This window comes from Paenibacillus sp. 01T443 (assembly GCF_056398325.1).
On sequence record NZ_JBFTPE010000003.1, the window covers coordinates 298514 to 321107 of the forward strand.

19 protein-coding genes are annotated in these 22594 nt (G+C 49.3%); 12 read left to right on the top strand and 7 right to left on the bottom strand.

Translation table 11 applies throughout. The features are described from left to right. The first annotated feature begins 125 nt into the window (after positions 1–125). Entirely contained in the window at positions 126–383 is a 258-nt protein-coding gene (locus AC1DLI_RS05795; RefSeq protein WP_308994419.1) for a DUF7667 family protein, read from the top strand. 173 nt (positions 384–556) lie between these two features. Continuing rightward, on the top strand, positions 557–973 hold the full coding sequence (locus AC1DLI_RS05800) for a VOC family protein (protein WP_477600490.1): 417 nt from the start codon (positions 557–559) through the stop codon (positions 971–973). Positions 974–1084: 111 nt separating this feature from the next. On the opposite strand, the gene AC1DLI_RS05805 is transcribed toward AC1DLI_RS05800, so the two are convergent. Next, complete coding sequence (locus tag AC1DLI_RS05805) at positions 1085–2167, bottom strand: helix-turn-helix transcriptional regulator (protein WP_477600492.1); 1083 nt, start codon at positions 2165–2167, stop codon at positions 1085–1087. Positions 2168–2378: 211 nt separating this feature from the next. Here AC1DLI_RS05805 and AC1DLI_RS05810 point away from each other — a divergent pair, with 211 nt between their 5' ends. Both AC1DLI_RS05810 and AC1DLI_RS05815 read left to right on the top strand, forming a co-directional pair. Further along, positions 2379–3497 carry a saccharopine dehydrogenase family protein gene (locus AC1DLI_RS05810; protein WP_477600494.1) on the top strand — a complete coding sequence of 373 codons (1119 nt, stop codon included), beginning with the start codon at positions 2379–2381 and terminating at the stop codon, positions 3495–3497. Positions 3498–3580: 83 nt separating this feature from the next. Continuing rightward, positions 3581–3874 carry a hypothetical protein gene (locus AC1DLI_RS05815; RefSeq protein ID WP_477600496.1) on the top strand — a complete coding sequence of 98 codons (294 nt, stop codon included), beginning with the start codon at positions 3581–3583 and terminating at the stop codon, positions 3872–3874. 120 nt (positions 3875–3994) lie between these two features. Here the strand turns inward: AC1DLI_RS05815 and AC1DLI_RS05820 are convergent, their stop codons facing one another. Beyond that, positions 3995–6271, bottom strand: a complete 2277-nt coding sequence (locus AC1DLI_RS05820; protein ID WP_477600498.1) for a beta-glucosidase — start codon at positions 6269–6271, stop codon at positions 3995–3997. 162 nt (positions 6272–6433) lie between these two features. Between AC1DLI_RS05820 and AC1DLI_RS05825 the strand changes: the two genes are divergently transcribed. Next, positions 6434–7678 (top strand): helix-turn-helix domain-containing protein, encoded by a 1245-nt coding sequence (locus AC1DLI_RS05825; RefSeq protein WP_477600500.1) that lies wholly within the window; start codon positions 6434–6436, stop codon positions 7676–7678. A 5-nt stretch (positions 7679–7683) separates the two neighbouring features. Continuing rightward, positions 7684–8013 carry a low molecular weight protein tyrosine phosphatase family protein gene (locus AC1DLI_RS05830; RefSeq protein ID WP_308994476.1) on the top strand — a complete coding sequence of 110 codons (330 nt, stop codon included), beginning with the start codon at positions 7684–7686 and terminating at the stop codon, positions 8011–8013. Here the strand turns inward: AC1DLI_RS05830 and AC1DLI_RS05835 are convergent. After that, positions 8010–8738, bottom strand: a complete 729-nt coding sequence (locus tag AC1DLI_RS05835) for a MerR family transcriptional regulator (protein ID WP_477600502.1) — start codon at positions 8736–8738, stop codon at positions 8010–8012. The two genes, AC1DLI_RS05830 and AC1DLI_RS05835, sit on opposite strands and share 4 nt — an antisense overlap. A 159-nt stretch (positions 8739–8897) precedes the next feature. Here AC1DLI_RS05835 and uvrA point away from each other — a divergent pair, with 159 nt between their 5' ends. After that, positions 8898–11411, top strand: coding sequence for an excinuclease ABC subunit UvrA (uvrA, locus tag AC1DLI_RS05840; RefSeq protein WP_477600504.1), 2514 nt, complete (start codon positions 8898–8900; stop codon positions 11409–11411). Positions 11412–11847: 436 nt separating this feature from the next. On the opposite strand, the gene AC1DLI_RS05845 is transcribed toward uvrA, so the two are convergent. From AC1DLI_RS05845 to AC1DLI_RS05855, 3 genes are all read right to left on the bottom strand, one after another. Then, entirely contained in the window at positions 11848–12597 is a 750-nt protein-coding gene (locus AC1DLI_RS05845; protein WP_477600506.1) for an MBL fold metallo-hydrolase, read from the bottom strand. Positions 12598–12785: 188 nt separating this feature from the next. Continuing rightward, a complete protein-coding gene (locus tag AC1DLI_RS05850; RefSeq protein ID WP_477600508.1) occupies positions 12786–13823 on the bottom strand; it encodes a sensor histidine kinase in 1038 nt (345 codons plus the stop codon). Continuing rightward, on the bottom strand, positions 13820–14491 hold the full coding sequence (locus AC1DLI_RS05855; RefSeq protein WP_477600510.1) for a response regulator transcription factor: 672 nt from the start codon (positions 14489–14491) through the stop codon (positions 13820–13822). The genes AC1DLI_RS05850 and AC1DLI_RS05855 overlap by 4 nt, the downstream gene beginning before the upstream one ends. A gap of 194 nt (positions 14492–14685) precedes the next feature. On the opposite strand from AC1DLI_RS05855, the gene AC1DLI_RS05860 reads away from it, so the two are divergent. From AC1DLI_RS05860 to AC1DLI_RS05870, 3 genes are all read left to right on the top strand, one after another. Beyond that, positions 14686–15453, top strand: a complete 768-nt coding sequence (locus tag AC1DLI_RS05860; protein ID WP_477600512.1) for an ABC transporter ATP-binding protein — start codon at positions 14686–14688, stop codon at positions 15451–15453. Further along, complete coding sequence (locus tag AC1DLI_RS05865; RefSeq protein WP_477600514.1) at positions 15440–17377, top strand: FtsX-like permease family protein; 1938 nt, start codon at positions 15440–15442, stop codon at positions 17375–17377. Before AC1DLI_RS05860 ends, AC1DLI_RS05865 begins: the two co-directional genes overlap by 14 nt. A 67-nt stretch (positions 17378–17444) precedes the next feature. After that, positions 17445–17654 carry a hypothetical protein gene (locus tag AC1DLI_RS05870; protein ID WP_477600516.1) on the top strand — a complete coding sequence of 70 codons (210 nt, stop codon included), beginning with the start codon at positions 17445–17447 and terminating at the stop codon, positions 17652–17654. A gap of 100 nt (positions 17655–17754) precedes the next feature. Here AC1DLI_RS05870 and AC1DLI_RS05875 read toward each other — a convergent pair whose 3' ends face one another. After that, entirely contained in the window at positions 17755–18903 is a 1149-nt protein-coding gene (locus tag AC1DLI_RS05875; RefSeq protein ID WP_477600518.1) for a metallophosphoesterase, read from the bottom strand. Between the two features lie 225 nt (positions 18904–19128). On the opposite strand from AC1DLI_RS05875, the gene AC1DLI_RS05880 reads away from it, so the two are divergent. Beyond that, on the top strand, positions 19129–21303 hold the full coding sequence (locus AC1DLI_RS05880; protein ID WP_477600666.1) for a DNA topoisomerase III: 2175 nt from the start codon (positions 19129–19131) through the stop codon (positions 21301–21303). A 263-nt stretch (positions 21304–21566) separates the two neighbouring features. Next, the gene (locus AC1DLI_RS05885) at positions 21567–22526 is read left to right on the top strand and encodes an ABC transporter substrate-binding protein (protein ID WP_477600520.1); all 960 of its coding nucleotides are present in this window, start codon (positions 21567–21569) and stop codon (positions 22524–22526) included. Positions 22527–22594: the final 68 nt, after the last annotated feature.

Genomic DNA, 22594 nt, shown 5'->3' on the forward strand with positions numbered 1-22594 from the left:
TCCTAGGGGTGTTTTTTCATTTTGAGAAATAATAGAGTACGAGATTAGGAAGCAGGGGACTATTTTCAAGAAAAAGGGGAAAGAATGGAAGGGAGAGTACATCTTGACGGATAGGAATGATCGATATGATGAATATTCATTGGCGAATGGCCGAGCTTTGGCTGCTGCAGCAGAGCCGGGGCCTGACGGAACAAGAAAACTCAGAGCTGAATTCCTGCTTGAAGCTAAACGCCAAATATGCACAGCGGCTGGCCGAGCAATATAATTTTGGGTATATGGCGAGCATGACGGGCGATGAGTCATGGCTGTTGGAAATTTCAACGGACATCGATAAGATGGAGCGGTATTATGAAAGCAAGCGGCCAGCATTTTTTGAGAAATAACCGTAATGCTTATCGGCAGAGAACCGTTTATTTTTGCGTGTGCCGCAATCTCAAAAAATAGCAATCCAAAAGAAATCATAGGCTGTAAAAAATGCTAGAATAAGGATATAATCATATCGAATCGATATGTATCCTATCAAATGCAGAACATTCTAATGAAGAGGTGATTGGTCTTGGCATTTAAATCCAGTAACATTTTTGTGAATCTTCCGGTTAAAGATCTGAATAAGTCCGTTACGTTTTTTACGAAGCTTGGATTTGAATTTAACCCGCAGTTTACCGATGAGAACGCCACTTGCATGATAATCGGAGAAAATATTTTTGCGATGCTGCTGGTCGAAGACTATTTCAAAACATTCATCGACAAAGAGATTGCGGATGCCTCGAATTCGGCAGAGGTTATCGTAGCTTTATCAGCTGAAAGCAGAGAACAAGTGAACGATATCGTAAACAAAGCCCTTGCGGCAGATGCAAAGCCTTACCGAGATCCGGTTGACCATGGGTTTATGTACAGCTGGAGCTTTCAAGATCCGGATGATCATCTGTGGGAGCTTGTGTTTATGGAGCCTAGTGCCGTCGAGCAGGGCTAAACGATATACGAAGAAAGAGGCTGGCGAATTTCGCAGCCTCTTTTTTGTGCTTTTTTCAGCAGGGAGTAGAACAAGAAAATTGAACGAATGCAGTGAGCGGGACTCCCCGCATCAGCTATGTTTGGAGACCAATTCCCATAGCAGCTCGCGCCGGCTGTTTACGCCCATTTTGACAAAAATGGATTTGAGGTGGTCTTGGATGGTGTAGGCGGAAATATGCAGGGATTGCGCCATTTCCTTGGTGGAGAAGCCTTTAATGATTCGTTCGGTCACTTCATATTCCCGCGCCGTCAGTGCGTATGCATGCGTAATAAGCGGGAGGATGTCGGCCGGTTTGGCAGGCACCATCGTTACCGCAAGCTGGACAAGGCCAAACGAGTTTTCCAGCTTGGATGCCTCAATTGCCAGGTATAACCCGTCCGGCATCAGAAGGCACACCTTCGCTGCGTTCATCTGGGTTGAAGCAGCATTTTCGCGGCCTTGACCGAGCGCGCGCGAGCAAACCGCCCGCAGTGGTCTAGGCAGCGTCTCCGTGTCGATTCGCTCCAGCTTTCTGAGCTCGGCCAGCCAGTGGGCGCCGGAAGCATTGGAGCTGCTCAGCTCAAGCGAGTCAGTCAGGATAAGAATGCCTGATTCCTTTGCTTTGGCGGTAATGTTTGACGAAGACGGCTTTAGCGCAATTTTTTTTATCGTTTTCGCCAGATCAGGAGCAATCGCGGCTAGGATCAGACGCTCCTCCTCATTGAAAGCCGGCTCGCCGGTTCGGCGAAATAACGTTAAATACCCCCAGCAGGCTCCTTCGCTAAGCAATACGGCGCGAAGCTCGTCGCCAATGCCGGCAGGCGCAAGCACCTCCCGGAATCGCCCGCTGCGGCTGAGCATTCCCTCTGTCGAAGCGCTTAAGCTGGCAGCCGGAAGAGGTGCATGGATCAAGTGCTCATAGCTGTTATAGTCCTCATTCCCGTGGCCGTATTCATAGGCAAATAACTGGTGATGAATGGCCTCAATGACATCATCGGTAGAAGAACCGGTCGACAGCAGCGTTACTGGATCCACGGAGGTGCAGCATGCAGCAGCAAAAGGAACAGTATCCGAAATCATGGTCAAAGCGGCTTCACGGCATTGCTGCACAGAAAGCGTTGAGGATTCCAGCGTGCCTAATTTACGTTTCAAAGCTTCCAAACGATCAGCCATAGATGGCCTCCTACTCAAAATCCCCACATTTGTGGGATAGCGTTCATTTTGGTCCTCATGAATAATGAAAAGTAATTCCTTTTTATTTTACAGAACTGAGACGAGGATGAACAGAAGAACGCGGATAGGAGAGAGCAGCAATGAAGGAATCAAATCTGTCGATGGACGGCAATGAGAGCTTATTCGAGATCAAGAAAAGTAGGGCTCCGTTATGAAAACAGACATTATAGTAGTTGGCGGATACGGTCATGTCGGAGGGCAGATATGCAAGCTGCTTTCTGCTTCATATTTAAGCAACGTCTATGCAGCAGGTAGAAGTCTCGAACGGGCGGAGGCCTTCTGCAGCAGAATGGGAGGCGGGGTTAAGCCTCTTGTTATAGATGTGGAGAAGCCGATAAGCAGGCAGCAGCTCGAGAGGGTCAAGCTCGTCATTATGTGCTTGGATCAGACCGCGGCGGATTTTGCGAAGGCTTGTTTAAAGGCTGGCGCGGATTATATGGATGTATCGGCAAACGGCCGTTTTTTTGAAGTGATGGAGCAAGTGAAGCAGCAGAAAGAGGAGGTAGACGGAACTGCGCTGTTAAGTGTCGGTCTTGCGCCCGGCCTTACGAATCTTCTTGTGCTTAAGGCCATGCAAGCCTTGGAGGAAGTCACCAGAGCCGACATTGGGATTATGCTCGGATTAGGAGACGCGCATGGGAAAGCTGCAATTGAATGGACGGTAAACAGCCTTGGCGCGACTTTCGATATTACGGAAGAGGGCCGTACAAGGAAGGCTGACAGCTTCACGGAAGGAATTAAGACAGACTTCGGCGATGGATGGGGAATAAGAACCGCGTATCGTTTTCCTTTCTCCGATCAACAGACGCTGCCGAAGACGCTCGACATGCCAACGATTTCGACGCGTTTATGCTTCGATTCTCGAATAGCGACAGTTTTAATCGCTTGGTTAAGGAAAGCCGGTTTCGTGCGATTCATGTCTTTCAGCCCCATTAAGAAGCTAATGATCCATTCGTTAGGAAAGTTGAGGTTTGGTTCGGAGGGCTTTGCGGTGAAGGTTGCCGGTTACGGAAAGCTTGCCGGCGCTGCCGCCATGGCCGAATTTGGGCTTCAGGGCGAGAAGGAAGCCGATATAACCGCTGCGGTTGCCGCAGCAGCCGCGAAGCTGATGTGCGAAAACAAGCTGCCGAAGGGCATCTTTCATATCGAGCAGTTGTTTGAGCTGGATTTAATGGATGATGAGATTACGCTGCGTCTAACTCATTATGAGGGAACAGGCTCTCATGCGGTCATCCCGTCTATTCAAAGCTGGTCTCGCTTGCAAAGCTAGTGCTTTCATCCAATGATTTGATATAATTAGGATTCATTTACCATTTATATGGATCGTCAACGGGATTGGGGGAGGAGTGAAGCATGGATAGGACAGCTATGATTGCTTTTATTTTGGAGGAGTATGAGCAAACGAGTCAAGATAACCGTGAACAGTTTCATGCGGGGCTTCAGCAAATTTTTGCATTTGAAGGCGAGCTGACGTCTGAAAATTTGCTGGAATGGAAGGAACAAGAACTCTCCACGCTGTATAAAATCGTTTCTGGAATGAGGCTGACACGTCTGCATGTGCCGAATATGATGGATGCGTATGCCAGCATGGATACGAGCCAATTGCCCTCGCGTGTGTCGTTCGGCCGCATAGTTGAGGAAGAATGAGCTTTATCATGAGCAGCACCAATTGATGGAGCTCGACGATGAAACGATCAAGGAAGAGCTGTCCAGTGGGTCTTTAAAGACACGCTGAGACAGCTCTTTTTGCGGTACAAGGGCCACTGCTTAATTCATATCGTTCATTTGTGCAATAACCCGCCCAATAGCTTCTTCTGTTACTGCCCCTTGGCTGAACATGGCAAGCGCCCGAAGCGGCAAAAAGTTCAGCATGGCTTCCATCATCTCGGGAGCGTCCTCCATAAGCGAGCTCATCATGCCGCTGCCCTCGGAAAATTGCTGCAGCATGCCGTTTGCAACCGCGGCCCGTTCGGGATCCTGAAGCAGGTCGCCAAAAGTCGTATTCATCGTCACAGGCTTGCGGATGCTGACTGTGGATTGTACTTGCACGGTTTGGCTGCAGGCGATATCCCTTGAGGAAGCGCCCACGAGTATCTCGAATTCGCCGGTCTCGACATGCCAATCCTTTAAGCCTACATGATAATAGGCAAAAGCGCGTTTGCTCAGCTGGAAGGAAACGGTCTTCTTCTCGCCTGGCTGAAGCTCAATCTTGTTGAAGCCCTTCAGCTCCTTGGCAGGGCGGATCACGGTGCTGACGGAGTCTCTTACATAGAGCTGCACGATTTCCTTGCCGGCAACCGTTCCTGTATTCGTGACATCGACGGTAACGGTTACGGTATCCTGATCCGTAAACTCCGTTTTATCCACGATCAGATTGCTGTAAGCAAAGCTTGTATAGCTTAGACCAAAGCCGAACGGGAAAAGAGGCTCGACTTCCTTCGTATCATAATAACGATATCCGACAAATACGCCTTCCTTGTATTCGACTTTATCGCCCTCGCCGGGGAAGTTTAAGAACGAAGGGTTATCGCTTAGCTTAACCGGGAATGTCTCGGCAAGCTTTCCTGAAGGGTTGGCATCACCGAATAAGATGGCAGCAATCGCGCCGCCAACCGCTTGGCCGCCAAGATAGCCTTCAAGCACAGCTTTGGCTTTGCCAAGCCATGGCATGACAATAGGCGATCCGTTGCTTAGCACGATGACAAGGTTTTGCTGAACCTCTGCTACGGCTTCAAGAAGCGCGAGCTGGTTGTTAGGAATGTTCAGATGCTGGCGGTCATAGCCTTCCGATTCGTAGCGGTCAGGCAAACCGAGGAACAATACGACAGTATCAGCTTGGCTTGCCGTATTTTTTGCTTCCTGCAATAACTGCTCATCCGAATCATCATTTTCCAGCTTGTAGCCTTGTGCGTAGGAGACATTTGCTGTTTCGCCGACCGTGCGAACGATCTCTGCGTACGTGTTATCGAGCTTCGTCGGTTTAATATGCGAGCTGCCGCCGCCTTGGTACCTTGGCGCATCAGCGAAGGCGCCGATCACAGCAATCGAGCCGCTTTTTGCCAGCGGGAGGATGGCTTGATCATTTTTCAGCAGAACCATGCTCTCGGCCGCGACCTTCATCGCCAACTGATGATGGGCTTCCGCGTCATAATCTGCGTTTTCCTTCTTGTTGTCCACGGATTTAAATACAACGGTCAAAATCCGTTCAACCGCATCGTTCAGGGCAGCCTCAGAGATAAGGCCTGCTTGAACCGCTTCGACGATTTTGCGGTCTCCTGCTCCGTTGCTGGACGGCATCTCCAGCTCAAGGCCGGCTGCTAGGCCTGCAGCGCGTTCATTGACGGCGCCCCAGTCGGAGACGACAAAACCTTGGTGGCCCCATTCCTGCTTCAAAATATCCGTAAGCAAGCGGCTGTTTTCCGAAGCGAACGCGCCGTTTACTTGATTGTAGGAGGACATGACCGTCCATGGCTGCGCTTTTATTACCGCGCCTTCGAAGCTGGCCAAATAAATTTCGCGCAGGGTGCGCTCGTCCACGATCGCATCCACTGTCATCCGGCGATGCTCCTGGTTGTTAACGGCGAAATGCTTGAGCGAGGTGCCGACACCTTGGCTTTGCACGCCGTTGATATGCGCAGCAGCCATTTCCGAGGATAAATAAGGGTCCTCTGAGAAATATTCGAAGTTGCGTCCGCAAAGCGGCGAGCGTTTAATATTGGCGCCCGGCCCTAGCAGTACCGCTACATCCTCTGCTTGGCATTCCTCGCCTAGCGCAATGCCGACCTGATGCACGAGCTCGACGTCCCAGGAGCAGGCAAGCCCTGCAGCGGACGGGAAGCAGGTTGCCGGAACGCTGTCCAGCAGGCCGAGATGATCGCTGCTCCCGCTTTGCTTACGAAGTCCGTGGGGACCGTCCGTCACCATGACGGACGGAATATCTAATCGGTCTACACCCTTCGTATGCCAGAAATTAAGTCCAGAGCATAATCCCGCTTTTTCCTCCAGCGTCAATTGCGATACGATTTTCTTAATATCTCTAGTCATTACCCTAGCTCCCTTCAAAACTTAAATAGCGCTTTCATTGATTGTTGTAAGCCCATTTTATACGAAAAGAACAAAGATTTATGGTAAAATACATCGATAAATAGTATTTAATCTAAATCATGCAGCAGTAGGCATGGATTGCGTTTGAAAGGAGTGCTTGGCATGAGACAAGCCGTATCCGATGAGCAAATCACGGCGATATGCAGGCTAATGCATAATAATTTTCAAGTGCCCGCCTATTATGTAAACAAGGATAAGGAGCTGCTTGCAAGCTCGCATGGCGGCATCACTTTAGAGGGTCCTTTGCATAAAAGCTTTCGCGAATCGATTGAGCAGCTGCATATCGAAGAAGCTCCTGCAGAGTATCCGCTTATCCAGAGCCGGAACGGGCTGGAGAACTTTGTCATCACGCAGGTGCAGAGGGAGGAACAGCATGTTGGCTATGTCATCGTCGGGCCCTCGGCCTATACGGACATCTCCGATGAAGCCATTACTGGAATAATCAACGATTACGGGCTGCCTTCGGATCTGAAGAAGGACGCGCGGAAATATTACCTTTCACTGCCGGTGATAGGGAGCTTGAAGCTGCTGCATGCGAGTGCATTATTATATTTTTTGCTATATGGCGTAGAATTAAGCACCTTTGATATTCTCCAGCACGGAGCTGCTTCATCGGAGGAAGAGCATGCGGGATTTGCACAGCATATTGACCGGAACCTATCGAGCCAAAGAGAAATAACCGTATTGCATCATGATGTGGGGCTGGAGAAGCAGCTTTTTCAATTGATCAAGGATGGCAGAACGGAGCAGCTGGGGGAGTATGCGCGGTTCGAGCCGAGTAACCTTGGGATTTTGTCCAAGAGCAGCTATTTGCGAAGCCAGAAAAACATAGCGGTGGCGGGTATTACTTTGGCGACGCGGGCAGCGATTGAGGGAGGGCTTCATTCTGAAATTGCGTTTACGATGAGTGATTTGTATATTCAGCATATGGAGGAGCTTACCGATATCGAGAGTGTCGTCAAGAGCAGGACGGAAGCCATGCTCGCATTTGCGGAGCGTGTGAAGCATAGCCGAACCGGCAAATACTCTAGGGTGGTTGCGGAGTGCCAGCAAGTTATTTACAGCCATATCTATGAAGAGGTAACCGTAGCTAAGCTTGCAGAGAGAATGCGCTTAAATGCCAATTATTTATCCCAGCTGTTTAAGCAGGAAGTCGGAATGCCCATTCACAGCTATATCATTCAGGAGAAGATAGAGGAGGCGAAGAAGCTGTTAAGTGCTTCGGAGCTCACGCTGTCCGAGATTTGGGCGAGGCTTAACTTTTACGACCAGAGCCATTTTACGAAAACCTTTAAGAAGCTGACAGGTGTAACGCCTAAGCAATTTCGATCATATCCGAGGGAGTGAGCGGTATTCATCTACTATTTGTATGCAGCAGGAACAAGTGGCGAAGCCTGACGGCGGAGACGATTTTTCAAGGAGTCGGCGGTCATGAGGTAAGATCGGCAGGTACGGAAGAAAATGCCCGGATTAAGGTTACGGCAGGGCATATTGGCTGGGCGGATCTGATTTTTGCCATGGAGAAGAAGCATATTCGAAGGCTGCAGGATAAGTTCGGCTATGAGCTTGCAGGCAAGCGGCTTATATGCCTGCACATTCCGGATGAATTCGAATACATGAACGAGGATTTGATCGGTATGCTGCAATCGAGCGTATCCTTGCATATCGATCAAGACGATTAACGTTCAGCTTGGTTTCCGGACTCCTGCTTCTGCGCAATAACCTGCAGCAGCTCGTACAAATAATGCGCTCCGCGCAGCTGGTTTCTGTTGATTCGATTGAGAAACAGCATCGATTCCCGCGCAATTTTAATCGCATTTTCGACGCGGTTGTCGTCGACCTCCTCAAGCACCTGCTGAATGATCTCAAGCGACCATACAGCGGCCTTGAACGTGCGAATAATTAAAATTTGGCGCAAATTTGCAGGACTGAAACGCCGATAGCCATTTTCATTGTCGCGTACAATCGTAAGCAGACCCATTTTCTCCCAATGACGGATAGCAGAGCTTGGTATCGTTGTTTCTTTGGATATCTCCCCTATTGTCATCCATTTCCGTTTCCCGATCGTATGAAGCAGATCGATATCATCGGTCTCCAGCGCGCGAATCGTTTTATCGGCAATGGTTTTGTCTCGGTGCAGCGAAGCTTGGGCCTCGTTCGCAATCCATAAAGCTTCATCTATGCAGCCGTCGATAGTCTTCAGCATCACTTCCTTTGTAACGGTCATGCCAAAGCCTTCATTCATGGCTCGGATACATTCGAAATAGGCGATATGCTCCTCCGTATATTGCCGGTAACCGTTGCTCCCGCGTTCAACGGGAGGAATAATACCCCAATCCTCATAGTGCCTCAAAGCAGATGTGCTTATCTTTAGCTTCCTTGCGATATCAACGGGCCGGACATTCACAAAAACACCTCCTGCAGCTTTCTCAAAACCTTAAATAACCATGACAATGTTTTATCAATAATACCGAATAATATCAAGCATAGATTTACTGAACCTTCTCACTTGCATCAATGTAGTATGCTGAAGTAGAAATTGGAATCGATAGCAAGGAGGACAAGGATGAAGGATACGATAGTCATTAAAGGCGCCCGCGAAAATAATTTGAAAAACGTTACGCTTTCTATTCCCAAATATAAGCTGGTGGTTTTGACGGGGCCTTCAGGGTCGGGAAAATCAACGTTGGCGATGGATACGCTGCAAAGGGAATGCCAGCGGCAATATATGGAGTCGATGGGAATGGTATCGGATTCGATTAGCAAGCCCAAGGTGGACTCGATAGCCGGCCTGTCGCCGTCGATCAGCATTGGTCAGCATGTCACGAATCGCAATCCTCGCTCAACGGTCGGAACGGTAACCGACATCTACACCTATATGCGTTTTGTTTACTCCAGGTTGAGCACGCGGATTTGCTCCTCATGCGGCGGGAGCATCCCGCCGACGTTTAATGAAGGGGTCGATATCGCGGCGGCTGAGGAAGAAGAGGAACGGCAGCATATCACCTGTCCGAACTGCGATGCCGTGCTTGAGAAGCTGGGCATGTCCCATTTTTCATTTAATAAACCGGAGGGTGCCTGTGAATGCTGCAGCGGGCTCGGACATGTGGCATCGATTGATCTGGATGTGGTGTTCGATCAAGAAAAGAGCTTCCGCGGGGGCTGCGTCACTTTCATGAACGATGCTTATGTCGAGTACTTAATTAATAATATTATGGCTGCCGCCAAGCATTATGGATTTCCGTTCGATCCGGATATGCCGCTAAAAGAGTATTCCGAGGTTCAACGTGACCTACTCTATTACGGCGTGGAAAGCGAAGCGTTCGCGAAGCATTTTCCGGATAAGAAGCTGCCCAAAACCGTCGGGGGCGGCAAGTTTGAAGGCGTCGTCACCGGGATGTGGAGAAGATACAAGGAAAAGGACGGCGAGCAGGCTGGGATGGAGAAAGAGGGGGACTTCTTTAAGCAGCAGGTCTGCTCGGCTTGCCATGGCTTGCGCTTGAAGAAGGAAAGCAGATCGGCTATCGTAGCAGGCGCCTCTATCTCGGAAGTATCCTCCTGGTCCTTGGAGGATGTGCTGGGCTGGACAGCGCGGCTGCAGGAAGCTTTGCCGCCCGAGGGACTTCCTATGCTGACGCCTGTCTTAACAGATATGCCGGTTCGTTTGGAGCGGATCATCGATGTCGGCCTGGGCTATTTGTCGCTTGACCGGCAGACCGTTTCGCTCTCCGGCGGCGAAGCGCAGCGATTAAGGCTTGCTTCGCTGCTCGGCTCCGGATTAACGGGTGTGCTCTATATATTGGACGAGCCGACGACAGGCCTTCATCCGCGCGATACATCCGGCTTAATTCGTGTGCTGATGCAGCTTCGCGATCTTGGCAACACCGTGCTTGTCATCGAGCATGATATCGATGTAATGCGGGCCGCGGATCATATTATTGATATTGGTCCTGGAGCGGGCTACTTGGGCGGTACAGTTGTGGGTGAAGGCAGCTTGGAGGAGCTGATGGCAAGCGAGCATTCTGTTACGGGCGCCTATTTGCGTAAAGAAAGCTTGCCTGCGCCAGTTCGGACTAGAAGAGCGGGCAGCGGCAAACAGTTGTTTATTAAACATGCGAATGCCCGCAACTTAAAGGGGTTTGACGTTTCGTTCCCGCTCGGGACCTTGATTTCGGTAACCGGCGTGTCTGGGTCGGGCAAATCGACGCTGCTGTTCGATTTGCTTGCCAAGGGGGGACAGGGGGAGCAGTCTATTCACGGCTGTGAAAGCGTGACGGGCTTCGAGCACATCGGCAACCAAATTACGGTTGACCAATCGCCGCTCGGCCGGATGCAGCGCTCAAACATTGCTACGTATACTGAAGTATTTACGCAGCTGCGCAATTTATTTGCCGGGCTTCCTGAAGCGAAACGCTTAAAGCTCACCTCGAAGCATTTCTCATTCAATACGCCGGGCGGTCGCTGCGAGACATGCCAAGGGCTTGGCGTTTTGTCGGTGGACATGAATTTCCTGCCTGACCTTGAAATCCGCTGCACGGCCTGTAAGGGGAAACGGTTCAAGGATGAGGTACTGCAGGTCACCTTCGATGGATATTCCATATCTGATTTGCTCAACATGACCGTTCAAGAGAGCTTGCCTGTGTTTAGGGACAAGGAGAAAATATCGAGTATGATCGAGCTGCTATGCGAGGTTGGGCTCGGTTACCTGCAGTGGGGGCAGTCGGTGAAAACATTATCCGGCGGAGAAGGCCAGCGAATCAAGCTCGCCAGAGAGCTGAACAAAAAATCAAACACGCATACGCTGTATTTGCTGGATGAGCCGACGACGGGCTTGCATCCATCCGACGTAAGCCAGCTGCTTGCGCTGTTGAATAAATTAGTGGATGCCGGCAACACGGTCATTGTAGTCGAGCACAGCCTGGAGCTCATTCGCGAATCCGACTGGATTATAGATATTGGTCCGGAGGGCGGTGCGGCAGGCGGCAATCTGGTTGCCTCCGGAACGCCGGAGCAGGTAGCGGCAGTCACTGCCTCCTACACCGGTCAGTTTTTGAAGCAAGCTTTGACAGGCGGATTTTAAGAGAATCAAGTTAAGTAAAGAAGGAGCTGTCTCTGCGGGCCATTTGCCCATGGAGACAGCTCCTTCTATTTGGATTGCCAGCGGTGAATGATCGGCTTCGGCCACCGCAGCGCCGACGTAGGATTTTTATCCGCAATACACGATGTACTCTGTACAAAGTACACTAGAAAACTACAAAAAAGCAGAGATGAAGAAGCTGCACTGCAGAAAATACAATAAGAATAGCCAACTGCGCAGAAAATGAACCCAGCTCTACACAATCTGTTGTACGAACTGCAATGCAGCTTAATTATTGTCAATGAAAGTGGATTTATATTGTACTATCTGCACTGTATTCGAGAGTTTGCGGGCATATCGCCGATTATTTTATCAAGCAATCACCGTTTTTGGTTATGCGTGAATAGTTTCTTGTTCGCAGGCATTTACCATAAGCCGTTTATTCGGAAGCGAGCTCCAAAATCCGCTCATTCACGCRATCGGCGTATAACCCGCCATGGTAACAGATGACGGTCTCGATATCGTACGCGGTTAGCTTGTTGATCGATTGTTTAGCTATGGCGGGATCCATGCAATAATTCGGCGTTGGTCCAAGCAAACGATCGTTTTCGACGATTAAGGCATCCGCGGCAATTAAGGTTTTACTTGCTTTATGGTATAAGCTTAGATGTCCGGGCGTATGCCCAGGCGTTCCGATGACGACAATGCCTCCGCATAGCGGGAGCTCCTGAGCGTCAGCAATAAAATGATCAACGCGGCCTCTAGGCGGGTTTTCGAGCGTCTTTCTAAATGCGGCACGCCATTCCTCCGGGACCTCCTGCGGCAAGGTGCTTATGGCTTGCTCAATAGCCGAAGGCGTAAGCTTGAGCAGCTGCTCATCGCCCTGAATGTAGGGAGCTTCTATGGATGAAGCCAGTACTTCGGCTGGCTGCGGCAGCTCCTTTATTATGGCTGACAAGCTGCCGATATGATCGAGATCCTGGTGTGTAATAATGATTTTGGTAAGCTTGTCAAAGGATAGGCCTGCCCGCTCAAATTGCTCCTTGAATAAAGGCAGCTGTCCGGGATAGCCGGTATCGACTAAAATCGCCGCATCGTCATCCCATAACAATGTAGGATAGATCGTTTCCATTTTTCCCATCATGACCGCTGAGATGGGCAGCATGTTTACTCCGCTTGCAATGTTCATTTTAACCCTCCGCCGTTGTTAGAAGTGATCGTGCAGGTGGACTATTGATTTCAGGTCATATCCTATCAGTAAAATACCCTCATGTAAATAGAAAAATGTAATATTATACCACGAAAATAATTATTTGTCAATGAAATATTGTCCGTGCGAGGGGATAAAAAAGCACGGAACCAGATCGGAAATATTTCTTATTTATTACCGTACCATTCATTGTAATTTCTTATTTTCGGAAAATGAACCGTCAATTTCGTAAATCGCCCCTCATCGGATTGAATGGATAAGTCATGGCCGAGCTTGAGCGCCAATTGTTTGGCCAGATACAGCCCCATTCCCGTAGATTTCGACTGGGTTCTGCCGTTAGTGCCCGTAAACCCTTTCTCGAACACGCGGCCCACATCCTCCGAAGCGATTCCGATGCCGGTATCCGCAATGATCATTCGCTTCTCCTTGCCGTCTTCCTCAAAAGAAACGGAAAGCTGTCCGCCATCTTTCGTATATTTTAAGCTGTTGGCCGTAATTTGATCGATGATGAACGCCAGCCACTTGCTGTCGCTTTGAACGTCGCATCGCGCCTGCTCCATCTCAAAGCGAATATGCTTGTTAATGAACAGCTTCGCGTATTTTTTGACGCTGTCCTTCATCAACTGGCCTAGCTGTACCTCGGTTATAAAATAATCCCGCGAAAACGAGTCGATTCGCGAATAATAAAGAGCCTGCTCGACGCAGTCGTCGATTCTACCGAGTTCATCCTCGAATTTATCGACGATGAAGTCTACGTCCTTGCCGCCGCTGTTGCTTATAAGCAGCCGGCTAGCCGCGATTGGAAGCTTTACCTCATGAATCCAAGACATAATGAAATCCTGATGATCACGTTTTTCATTTACGAGCTGCTGCATTTGCTGTGAATGCTCGCGCTGCAGCTTGGCGATGAGCTGCAAATACAGCGCTTGCTCTGCATTTTGGGGTGCCGGAAGTGCCGCAGCCATCGTATCTCCGCCTTGGTCGATGACGGCGGTCAGCTCGCGCAAAAACATTTTCCGATAAAAGTATCCGGTAACAATATACAGCGCCGCCATGACGAAGCATACGGCGTTAACATATACGACATTGCTCGCCGAAGCGTTGGCCGTACCGCTTATATATAGGATGATCGATACAAAAAACATAAGCGCGGCGTAAAGCATGGCAAAGTTACGTTTATCCTTTAAATAGTGGGAGAAGCTCATTGGACGATATACCCTTGCCCTTTCTTGGTCGTTATAAAGCTGTCCTTGCCCAGCTCTGCCAGCTTCTTGCGCAGGCGAGTGATGTTGACGGTTAACGTATTGTCGTCGACAAAGCTTTCATCCTCCCAAAGACTGCGCATCATTTTCTGACGGGTCACGATCGAGCCCTTATGCTTCATGAGCATATGCAAAATAATAAACTCGGTTTTTGTAAGCTCAGCCTTCAGCTCGCCGCATCTCACGTCGCCGTTCTTGAGGCTGAGAACGATGCCGTCATGCTCGACGCTGCTCGCGCTTACCTCTACATAGGAATAGGTACGCCTGAGCAGCGCATTAATTTTTGCCAGCAGCACATCCGTAAAAAAAGGCTTCTGAATAAAGTCATCGCCGCCCATATTCATGGCCATGATCATATCAAGCGGCGTATCGCGCGAGGATAGAAAGAGAATGGGGACATTGGAAACTTCTCTTATTTTTTGGCACCAGTGGAATCCGTCGAAGGAAGGCAAATTGATGTCCATGAGCACGAGATGAGGATTTTCATTCGAAAAAAGCAGCAGAATACGGTCGAAATCCTCCGCGATTACGACCTCGAAGCCCCATTTGGCCAAGGTTTCGCCAAGCAGCTGGGCAATCGTGCGATCATCCTCGACAAGCAATATTTTCATAGCTAATTCCTCCGTTAGGCTGTTAAAAGCTTCGTCTCTATACTACGAAAGGATGCATGCTCCGTAAACCTATTTCGTTCATCCTGACAAAATTGTAAGGTTGGAGGCAGCCTTGTAAGCCACAACGAATAATAGCTAAGGTAGAATGAAGGCAAGCGAAAGAGTCAAAACTTGATTGGCTGGAGGAGAACGAGATGAGAACGATTGTAGAAGCTAGGCAAATAAAGAAGATATACGGCTCTAAAGGGAGCGTTTCGACGGCACTGCATGAAATTGATTTGACGGTGCTTGAAGGAGAATTTGTCGGCATTATGGGCCCGTCCGGATCTGGGAAGTCCACGCTGCTGCACTTGATTGCGGCGATTGATGAACCGACTGCGGGTTCCATTCATATCGATGGGAGCAACCTGCACACGATGAACGAGGAGCAGGTATCGATGTTCCGCCGCGATAAGCTTGGTTTCTTATTTCAGGACTATAATTTGCTGGATACACTGACCGTGAAGGAGAATATCCTGCTCCCGCTTGCGCTCGCCAAGGTTCAAGTCGCCGAGCTTGAACACCGCGTAGAGGAAATCTCGGACAAGTTCGGGATAAGGGAGCTGCTCGATAAATATCCTTATCAGCTCTCGGGCGGACAGAAGCAGCGTACGGCAGCGTCACGTGCCATTATCGCAAGGCCCAGCCTGCTCCTTGCCGATGAGCCGACCGGGGCGCTCGATTCCAAATCGGCAACCGATTTGCTTGAAAGCTTAAAGGCGCTGAACGAGCAGGATCAGGCTACGCTGCTAATGGTTACGCATGACGCGTTCGCTGCGAGCTATTGCAGCCGTGTGCTGTTCATAAAGGATGGAACGATCTTCACCGAATTAGTGAAGGGGCAAACGCAGCGTAAAGCCTTTTTCCGGAAAATACTGGATGTGCTTTCAGTGCTTGGAGGTGGAGCGGGTGACGTTATTTAGTACCGCCGTCAAAAACATGAAGGGCAATATCCGCAACTATTTGATCTACTTTGTATCCATGATGTTCAGCGTCGTTATTTATCATACCTTTGTTTCGCTTCAATACAGCACCGATATTCAAGCCAGCATCGCGTTATCCAAAAATATAGATATGACATTTAAAGCGGCCTCGGCCATCCTGATATTGTTCGTTGCCATATTCATTTGGTACTCCAACTCGTTTTTTACGCGAAAAAGGAAGAAGGAGGTTGCTCTTTATGCCTTGCTCGGCGTACGCAAACGGTCGATTGGCAAGATGCTGTTTTACGAAAATTTAGTTATCAGCATCATCGTGCTCGCCGCCGGGATTTTCGTCGGAACGCTGCTCTCCAAAATGTTCGCGATGCTCCTGCTCAAGCTGCTCGGCTCAACCGCAGAAATCGGCTTTTCCATTTCCGTAAGCGCGATCTTGAATACGACGCTGGTGTTCGCCGTTATTATATTGATCACGTCGATCCAAGGCTATCGGCTGATTTATCGCTTTAAGCTCATAGAATTGTTTCAAGCGGAAAAACAAGCAGAGACCGTTCCAAAAGCGTCGACTGTATTAGCCATTCTTGCGGTTTTGCTGCTGGCTGCCGGGTATGGGTTTATTTCCTTGTCATTCAAGTCCGAATCCGAAATATTGCGTAATTATAGCGTAGCGTTCGTTGGCATAACTTTAGGCACTTATTTGCTGTTCCGCTGCTTAACGGTGTTCCTCCTTCGGCTAGCCCAGAAAAACAAAGCCCGTTATTATCGGGGCTTAAATGTTGTTGGGACCTCGCAGCTGTTATTTCGCATGCGCGGCAATGTGGGAACACTGACGATTATTGCTTTGCTCAGCGCGTTCACGCTGCTGGCGACGAACATCGCATTTAGCCAATATTACACGAATACGAAGCATGCCGATCAATCCTCGCCGTTCAGCTATATGCATCTCTCGCAAGGGCAAACCTTTGATGAACAGGTTAAGCAAATCATTGGAGGGGATAAAGAGCATCCCGTTACGGCAGAGCTGAATATTCCGGTCATCAAATCGAGCGGACATACATCAAGCTCGGAGGTGCTGCCGGCACGTTATTCGGAAGAGGATGCACAGCCGGTCAAAATCATTTCCGTCAGCACCTATGAAGCAATAGCAAAAGCTTTAAATCGAAATATTACTGTTAATCCGACGATCGATGAGGCAGTTGCGGTCAAGACCATGTATACCGATTACAGCTTGTCCGATTATGAGAAGGAGAAATTGACGCTGGAGACGGCTCGGCATAACGTGKAGCTTTCATTTACCCAACTGCTGGAAGATCGGTTTTTAAACTGGGCTTTTCCCGATTTCGTAATCGTAGTTAACGATGAACGGTATAAGGATTTAGAAAAGCTGCATGATCCAATTCTCTACAAGGCCTATAAAGTGAAGGATGAGTCAACGGCCGCGGAGACCTCCAATAAGTTGATGCGGCTTGTGGGGGCAGAGCAAGCGGGCTTATCTTCATACTACAATGTGTACAAAATGGGACTAGAGGACACGGGCATCGGTACGTTCGCAGCTGTGTTTTTGGGCTTGGTATTTTTGGCGGCCACAGGGAGCGTGCTGTATTTCAAGCAGTTGACGGAGGCGCATTCGGATAAAGAAAGATATGCAATTTTGCGTAAAATCGGTGTAACTAGAAAAGAAATCCGCGTGACGATTTTGAAACAGTCGCTATTTATTTTCGGATTGCCGCTCATTCTTGGCATCACGCACAGCATCGTTGTCGTAAACGCGATGTCAAAGCTGTTTTCCAATATGGTAGACGTCAACTTTACGGTGCCCGTTCTCTTCTCGACGGGGCTATATATTATCATTTATTTGTTCTACTACTTCTTGACGGTCAATTCCTTTAATAAAATCGTAAACAGCTAGAAAGAACAGGCGCCCGCTCAGTAAGCGGACAGCTCCGGTTAATTCTCATCAACCGTCCATTCCGTTTTTGGCAGAGCAAGCTTATTCCGTAAACGGCGAATCACCAACTCCGATTCCGGTTCCGCCTTCGGCTGCGATAAAAGAGCAGAAGACATCGGTTGAAGCCGTCGTTGAGGTTACTGAAGCAAGAGATAACGGCGAGGGCAGCCGCTCGCTTTACGTGTTTCAGAAGGGGAAGGAACAGGATGCGGAGTGGCGCATTGCAGATGAGGATTAAGAAAATAAAATAGCGGTAACAAATGGCTGTATCCGTGATGAAGGGCTCATGCGAGCCGTAAATCAGAGGGGAAAGCCTATTTGTTACCGCTATTGCTGTGCTAAGCGCCTACGAAATCTACCTCGATTTGAATGACCTCGGACCGGCTGCCGATTCTAACTGGCGGCCCCCATGTTCCAAATCCGGACGAGACAATGGCATGCAGGGCGCCTTTTTTTAAGTAGCCCCAATCCAGCTCGAACAATTTTCTCGTAATCAAGTGGTTAGGCATCATTTGACCGCGATGCGTGTGACCGGATACGGAAATATCAATACCGCTCTCGGCAGCTTTTGCAATGTCCGACGGCTGATGGTCCAGCAGGATAAGCGGCCTCGACTGGTCGAGAGGCGCAATCAAATCACGGATAGGCATTCTTCCGTTCCCGCCGAAGCCGGCGGAAGCTTTGTCCTTGCGCCCGATGATGTAGAAGCTGTCCGCGATAAGCGCGGTCTCGTCCATAAGGACGCGAATGCCGATCGCATCCATGGCTGCGATGAATTCGGGAACCTTCCCGCCAATGTATTCATGATTGCCAGTGACCGCGTATACGCCTAAAGGCGCTTTAAGCCTGCCAAGGACTGCAGACATGTTTTTGCGAAGAAACGGCTCGATGTCATCGTCTAGAATATCGCCTGGCAATAAAATAAGATCCGGCTTGATCTGCTCTACCTTGCTGAGCAAGCGCTGTAGATGCTTATTACCGACAATTGTTCCCAAATGGAGATCGGATGCCATGGCAATGCGCAGCTTCTTCATTTGGCCCGCCGGCTTCGGTACCTGTATGCGATAGGTTCGGATAATGGGACTCCACGCATTCCAGGTTCCGCGGACGAGGAGTATGATCATGAGAAGAATGGCGATGCTGCCGACAGCGACGACGGATATGGATTTTCCGGCACCCGCCGCCTTTAGAAGCAGTGATAGAATGTTGGCAGCAGGCAAAATCAGTACTGCGTATTCAAGAACGGCAAACCAATAGGAGCCGACGAGCTTGAATACTTCCGCGACTGGTCGCAGCGGCGTTCGGTAAGCGGCACGGCCGATTATATACGCATAAGCGGCAATGGCAGCCGCAAGCGAATACCAGCCTGCCTTTTCCCAATTGAAAAGCGTAGAAAAGAACAGCCAGCCATTCCAGCCGATATAGAAGGAAATGCCGCTGTACACGAGCAACACACAAAAAAATATGGCAATAAAACGCATCTTCATCCTTCAACGCTCCCTGGCTCATAATCTATTTTCATATAAGCTGAATTTACTATAGCATACGGGGATTCCCGGCAGCAAAAAATGCGAGATTGAGAGKAACGGCTCCAACTAGAGCAAAAGCGGAGGGGCTTGCCGCGGCTCTTAGGCGTTGCGCAGGCTGCAAGCCTATGGTATCGTTTCGTCATAGTGATCGATGCATATAAACGGAATGGAGCGAATAATGAAATGAAATCGCTTGTACTGGCAGAGAAGCCAAGCGTGGCGAAGGAAATCGCCCGTGTGCTCGGCTGCGGACAAAAGCAAAAAGGCTACATGGAAGGCCCTAAATATATCGTTACCTGGGCGCTGGGTCATTTGGTGACGCTGGCTGAGCCGGAGGATTACGATCCGAAATATAAAACCTGGAATTTGGAAGATTTACCGCTGCTTCCTCCGAAAATGAACCTGAAGATCATGAAGGAAACTTCACAGCAGTACCGTGTGGTAGCACAGCTATGCAAACGGCAGGATATTAGCGAGCTTATTATCGCAACCGATGCGGGGCGGGAAGGCGAACTTGTCGCTAGATGGATCATGGAGTTGGTTCATTGGCGCAAGCCCTTCAAAAGGCTTTGGATTTCATCCCAAACGGATAAAGCGATTAAGGATGGCTTTAGCAGTTTAAAGCCAGGCAAGGACTATAACAATTTGTATGCTTCAGCCGTTTGCCGCGCAGAGGCGGATTGGCTGATCGGGTTAAACGTGACGAGGGCTTTAACGACCAAATACAACGCACAGCTTGCTGCGGGGCGCGTTCAAACCCCTACGCTTGCCATGCTGATGGATCGCGAACAGGAAATTCAATCCTTTCAATCGCAGCCTTATTGGAATGTATCGGCTGAATTCGGATCATTCTCGGCGCTTTGGCGCGAGCAGGATACGCATGACGGAAGAGTGTGGAGCCGCGAAGAAGCTGATGCGATATCCGCTCGTATCAAGCAGGGAAGCGCAAAGGTAAGCAAGCTTAAAACGGTGGAGAAATCCGAGCCGCATCCCCAGGCGTATGATTTGACCGAGCTGCAGAGAGACGCGAACAAACGGCTTGGCTTCTCGGCGAAGCAAACGTCTAACGTCCTCCAGAAGCTGTACGAGCAGCATAAGCTGGTGACCTATCCGCGTACTGATTCCCGATACTTGTCAAGCGATATGGTACCTACTTTAAAAGGACGCCTTGAAAGTATCGCCGTAGGACCTTACGCGCAGCTGGCCCGTAAGTTGGTAAGAATGCAGCTTCCTATTACGAAGCGCATTGTCGACGATACGAAAGTTACGGACCATCATGCGATTATTCCGACGGAGCAATTCGTTAATATTTCAGCATTAACGAACGATGAGCGCAGGTTGTATGATCTGATCGTCAGACGGTTTATTTCTTTATTTTATGGCCCATATAAGTATGATGAGACGAGCGTCGTGCTTACAGCGGGCAAGGACTTTCTCTATGCGAAGGGCAAGATTGAGAAAGAAAAAGGGTGGAAGGAAATTTATCAGTCTGACGCGTATTCATCCAGCCAAGAGGAGGATGAAGATGATGATAACGGAGCGAGCGAAGCCGGGCAAGGCAAAGCTGACCGTCAGCCTGCGCAGCTGCTTCCGCCGTTAACGATCGGGCAATCGCTGCCTATTAAACAGCCCAAAGTGCGTGAGCTGCGGACTCTGCCGCCAGCACGTTATACAGAAGCAACGCTGCTCACCCGCATGGAAATGCATAGCCTGGGTACGCCTGCTACAAGAGCCGATATTATTGAGAAGCTGCTTGGTACGGATACCATTACGCGCTCGCAAAACAAGCTGATGCCAACCGGCAAAGGAAAACAGCTGATCGAGCTGGTAGTTCATGAGCTGAGAAGTCCTGATTTGACAGCAAAATGGGAGCAAGAGCTGGAACGCATTGCAAAAGGCAAAGGTAATCCGGCGGCATTTATGAAAAATGTTCGTCAGCAAGCATCGAAATGGGTATCGGAAGTGATTGCGGAAACAAAGGAATATAAGCCGCATAATCTGACGCACTCGCGCTGTCCGGAATGTGAGAAGCCTTTGCTTGAAATCAACGGCAAGCGCGGCAAATCGCTTGTTTGCTCGGACCGTGAATGCGGGTATCGCCGCGCTGCAGAGCCTATGCTCTCGAACAAGCGCTGCCCGAATTGCCACAAGAAAATGGAAATCAAAGACGGCAAGGCAGGGAAATTTGCACAGTGCAAGCCATGCAATGTTATCGAAATGCTAGGTGACAAACAGGGTGGAAAAGTAAACCGCAAGCAAAATCAGAAGCTAATCGAGCAGTTTAGCGACAATACATCATTGTCGAACAGCTTGGCTGATAAGCTCAAGGCAGCGCTAGAGAAGCAGACTGACAAGTAAAAAGATTTAAAGCGGCAAGCATCTCCTGTAAGGTGAGCCCTGCTAAACGAATAGAGTATCAATAAAATGAAACCCAGTACCTAGTCGGTACTGGGTTTGTTGTATGCGGGAAGAAAAGTAAAAACGAGAAAAGCCTGTTTATACAGGACACCTGGAAGGAGTTTTGTGCAAAAACATGCCTTCGCTTTCTCCATTGTTTTGTTTATTTATATCGATTATATTGATAACTGTTCTCAATACAATTGGATGAAGGGGTTTTCGATATGTACAATAAACAACTAAGACTTTTTCTTTTATGCCTGCTGCTCATTACTGTTGGTATTTTGGCCGCTTGCGGCTCAAATAAACCAGCAGAGCCGGCTGTGACTGCCGAAACAACGGAGGCTTCAGCGACGACACGTATTTTTAAGGACTTCAGCGGGCATGAGGTAAGGATCCCGACGCAGCCGCAGAAAATAGTGCTGCTCGGAGATATTCCGGGTGACCTCCTGTCGCTTGGCATCAAACCGGCGGGTAACGACTGGCTTGGAGAGCCTTACGTTTATAAGAGCGAGCTTGAGGGAGTCCCGGATATTGGATATCCGCATAACATGGAGAAAATCATCGAGCTTGAGCCGGATCTTATCCTGCAATCCGGATATGGCAGCCCCGATGACGAGAAGACCTATCAAGAAATGTCCAAAATCGCGCCAACGGTCGTTTTTAATAGAGACGCGGTAACTTTTGACCGCATCCGCACGATAGCGGATATAGTCGGCAAGCAGCAAGCCGCAGAGGACTGGATCGCGAGCTATGAGAGCAAGGCGAAAGAGACATGGAAGAAGATAGGCTTGAAGGAAGGCGAAACCGCCACCGTTTATCTAAGCTTGGGTGGCGACTATTATGTTGTGGGACTTTTCAGCCTGACGATGTCCCTCTACCAGCCGGAAGGATTTAGCGCGAGCGCCAAGGTACAAGAGCTTATTGATATGAAAGAACCTTTCTCTCCGATTTCCCGGGAAGTTCTTCCGGATTTCGCCGGCGATCATGTATTCCTGCTGAGCCTGCCGGGGACGGAGGACGAGAAAGCAGCGAAAGAGCTTATCGAGAGCCCGTTGTGGAAATCACTGCCTGCTGTACAGAACGGCCATGCTTACACGGCCAGCATCTCATGGAATGCGAGCGATCCGATTACGATGGAACGCTTTCTAGATGAGCTTCCAAAAATCATGGGAATTGAATAATCGGTGAATGACAAGCGATTTCGACGAAATAGTTGAATCGCTTGTCTTTTTTGTATACAATAATGATA

What these genes read in the sequence shown, in the direction of transcription:
- AC1DLI_RS05795 (WP_308994419.1), top strand. Translation starts at nt 126, where the DNA reads ATGATGAATATTCATTGGCGAATGGCCGAGCTTTGGCTGCTGCAGCAG.
- AC1DLI_RS05805 (WP_477600492.1), bottom strand. Translation starts at nt 2,167, where the DNA reads ATGGCTGATCGTTTGGAAGCTTTGAAACGTAAATTAGGCACGCTGGAA.
- AC1DLI_RS05810 (WP_477600494.1), top strand. Translation starts at nt 2,379, where the DNA reads ATGAAAACAGACATTATAGTAGTTGGCGGATACGGTCATGTCGGAGGG.
- AC1DLI_RS05815 (WP_477600496.1), top strand. Translation starts at nt 3,581, where the DNA reads ATGGATAGGACAGCTATGATTGCTTTTATTTTGGAGGAGTATGAGCAA.
- AC1DLI_RS05820 (WP_477600498.1), bottom strand. Translation starts at nt 6,271, where the DNA reads ATGACTAGAGATATTAAGAAAATCGTATCGCAATTGACGCTGGAGGAA.
- AC1DLI_RS05825 (WP_477600500.1), top strand. Translation starts at nt 6,434, where the DNA reads ATGAGACAAGCCGTATCCGATGAGCAAATCACGGCGATATGCAGGCTA.
- uvrA (WP_477600504.1), top strand. Translation starts at nt 8,898, where the DNA reads ATGAAGGATACGATAGTCATTAAAGGCGCCCGCGAAAATAATTTGAAA.
- AC1DLI_RS05850 (WP_477600508.1), bottom strand. Translation starts at nt 13,823, where the DNA reads ATGAGCTTCTCCCACTATTTAAAGGATAAACGTAACTTTGCCATGCTT.
- AC1DLI_RS05855 (WP_477600510.1), bottom strand. Translation starts at nt 14,491, where the DNA reads ATGAAAATATTGCTTGTCGAGGATGATCGCACGATTGCCCAGCTGCTT.
- AC1DLI_RS05860 (WP_477600512.1), top strand. Translation starts at nt 14,686, where the DNA reads ATGAGAACGATTGTAGAAGCTAGGCAAATAAAGAAGATATACGGCTCT.
- AC1DLI_RS05875 (WP_477600518.1), bottom strand. Translation starts at nt 18,903, where the DNA reads ATGAAGATGCGTTTTATTGCCATATTTTTTTGTGTGTTGCTCGTGTAC.
- AC1DLI_RS05880 (WP_477600666.1), top strand. Translation starts at nt 19,129, where the DNA reads ATGAAATCGCTTGTACTGGCAGAGAAGCCAAGCGTGGCGAAGGAAATC.
- AC1DLI_RS05885 (WP_477600520.1), top strand. Translation starts at nt 21,567, where the DNA reads ATGTACAATAAACAACTAAGACTTTTTCTTTTATGCCTGCTGCTCATT.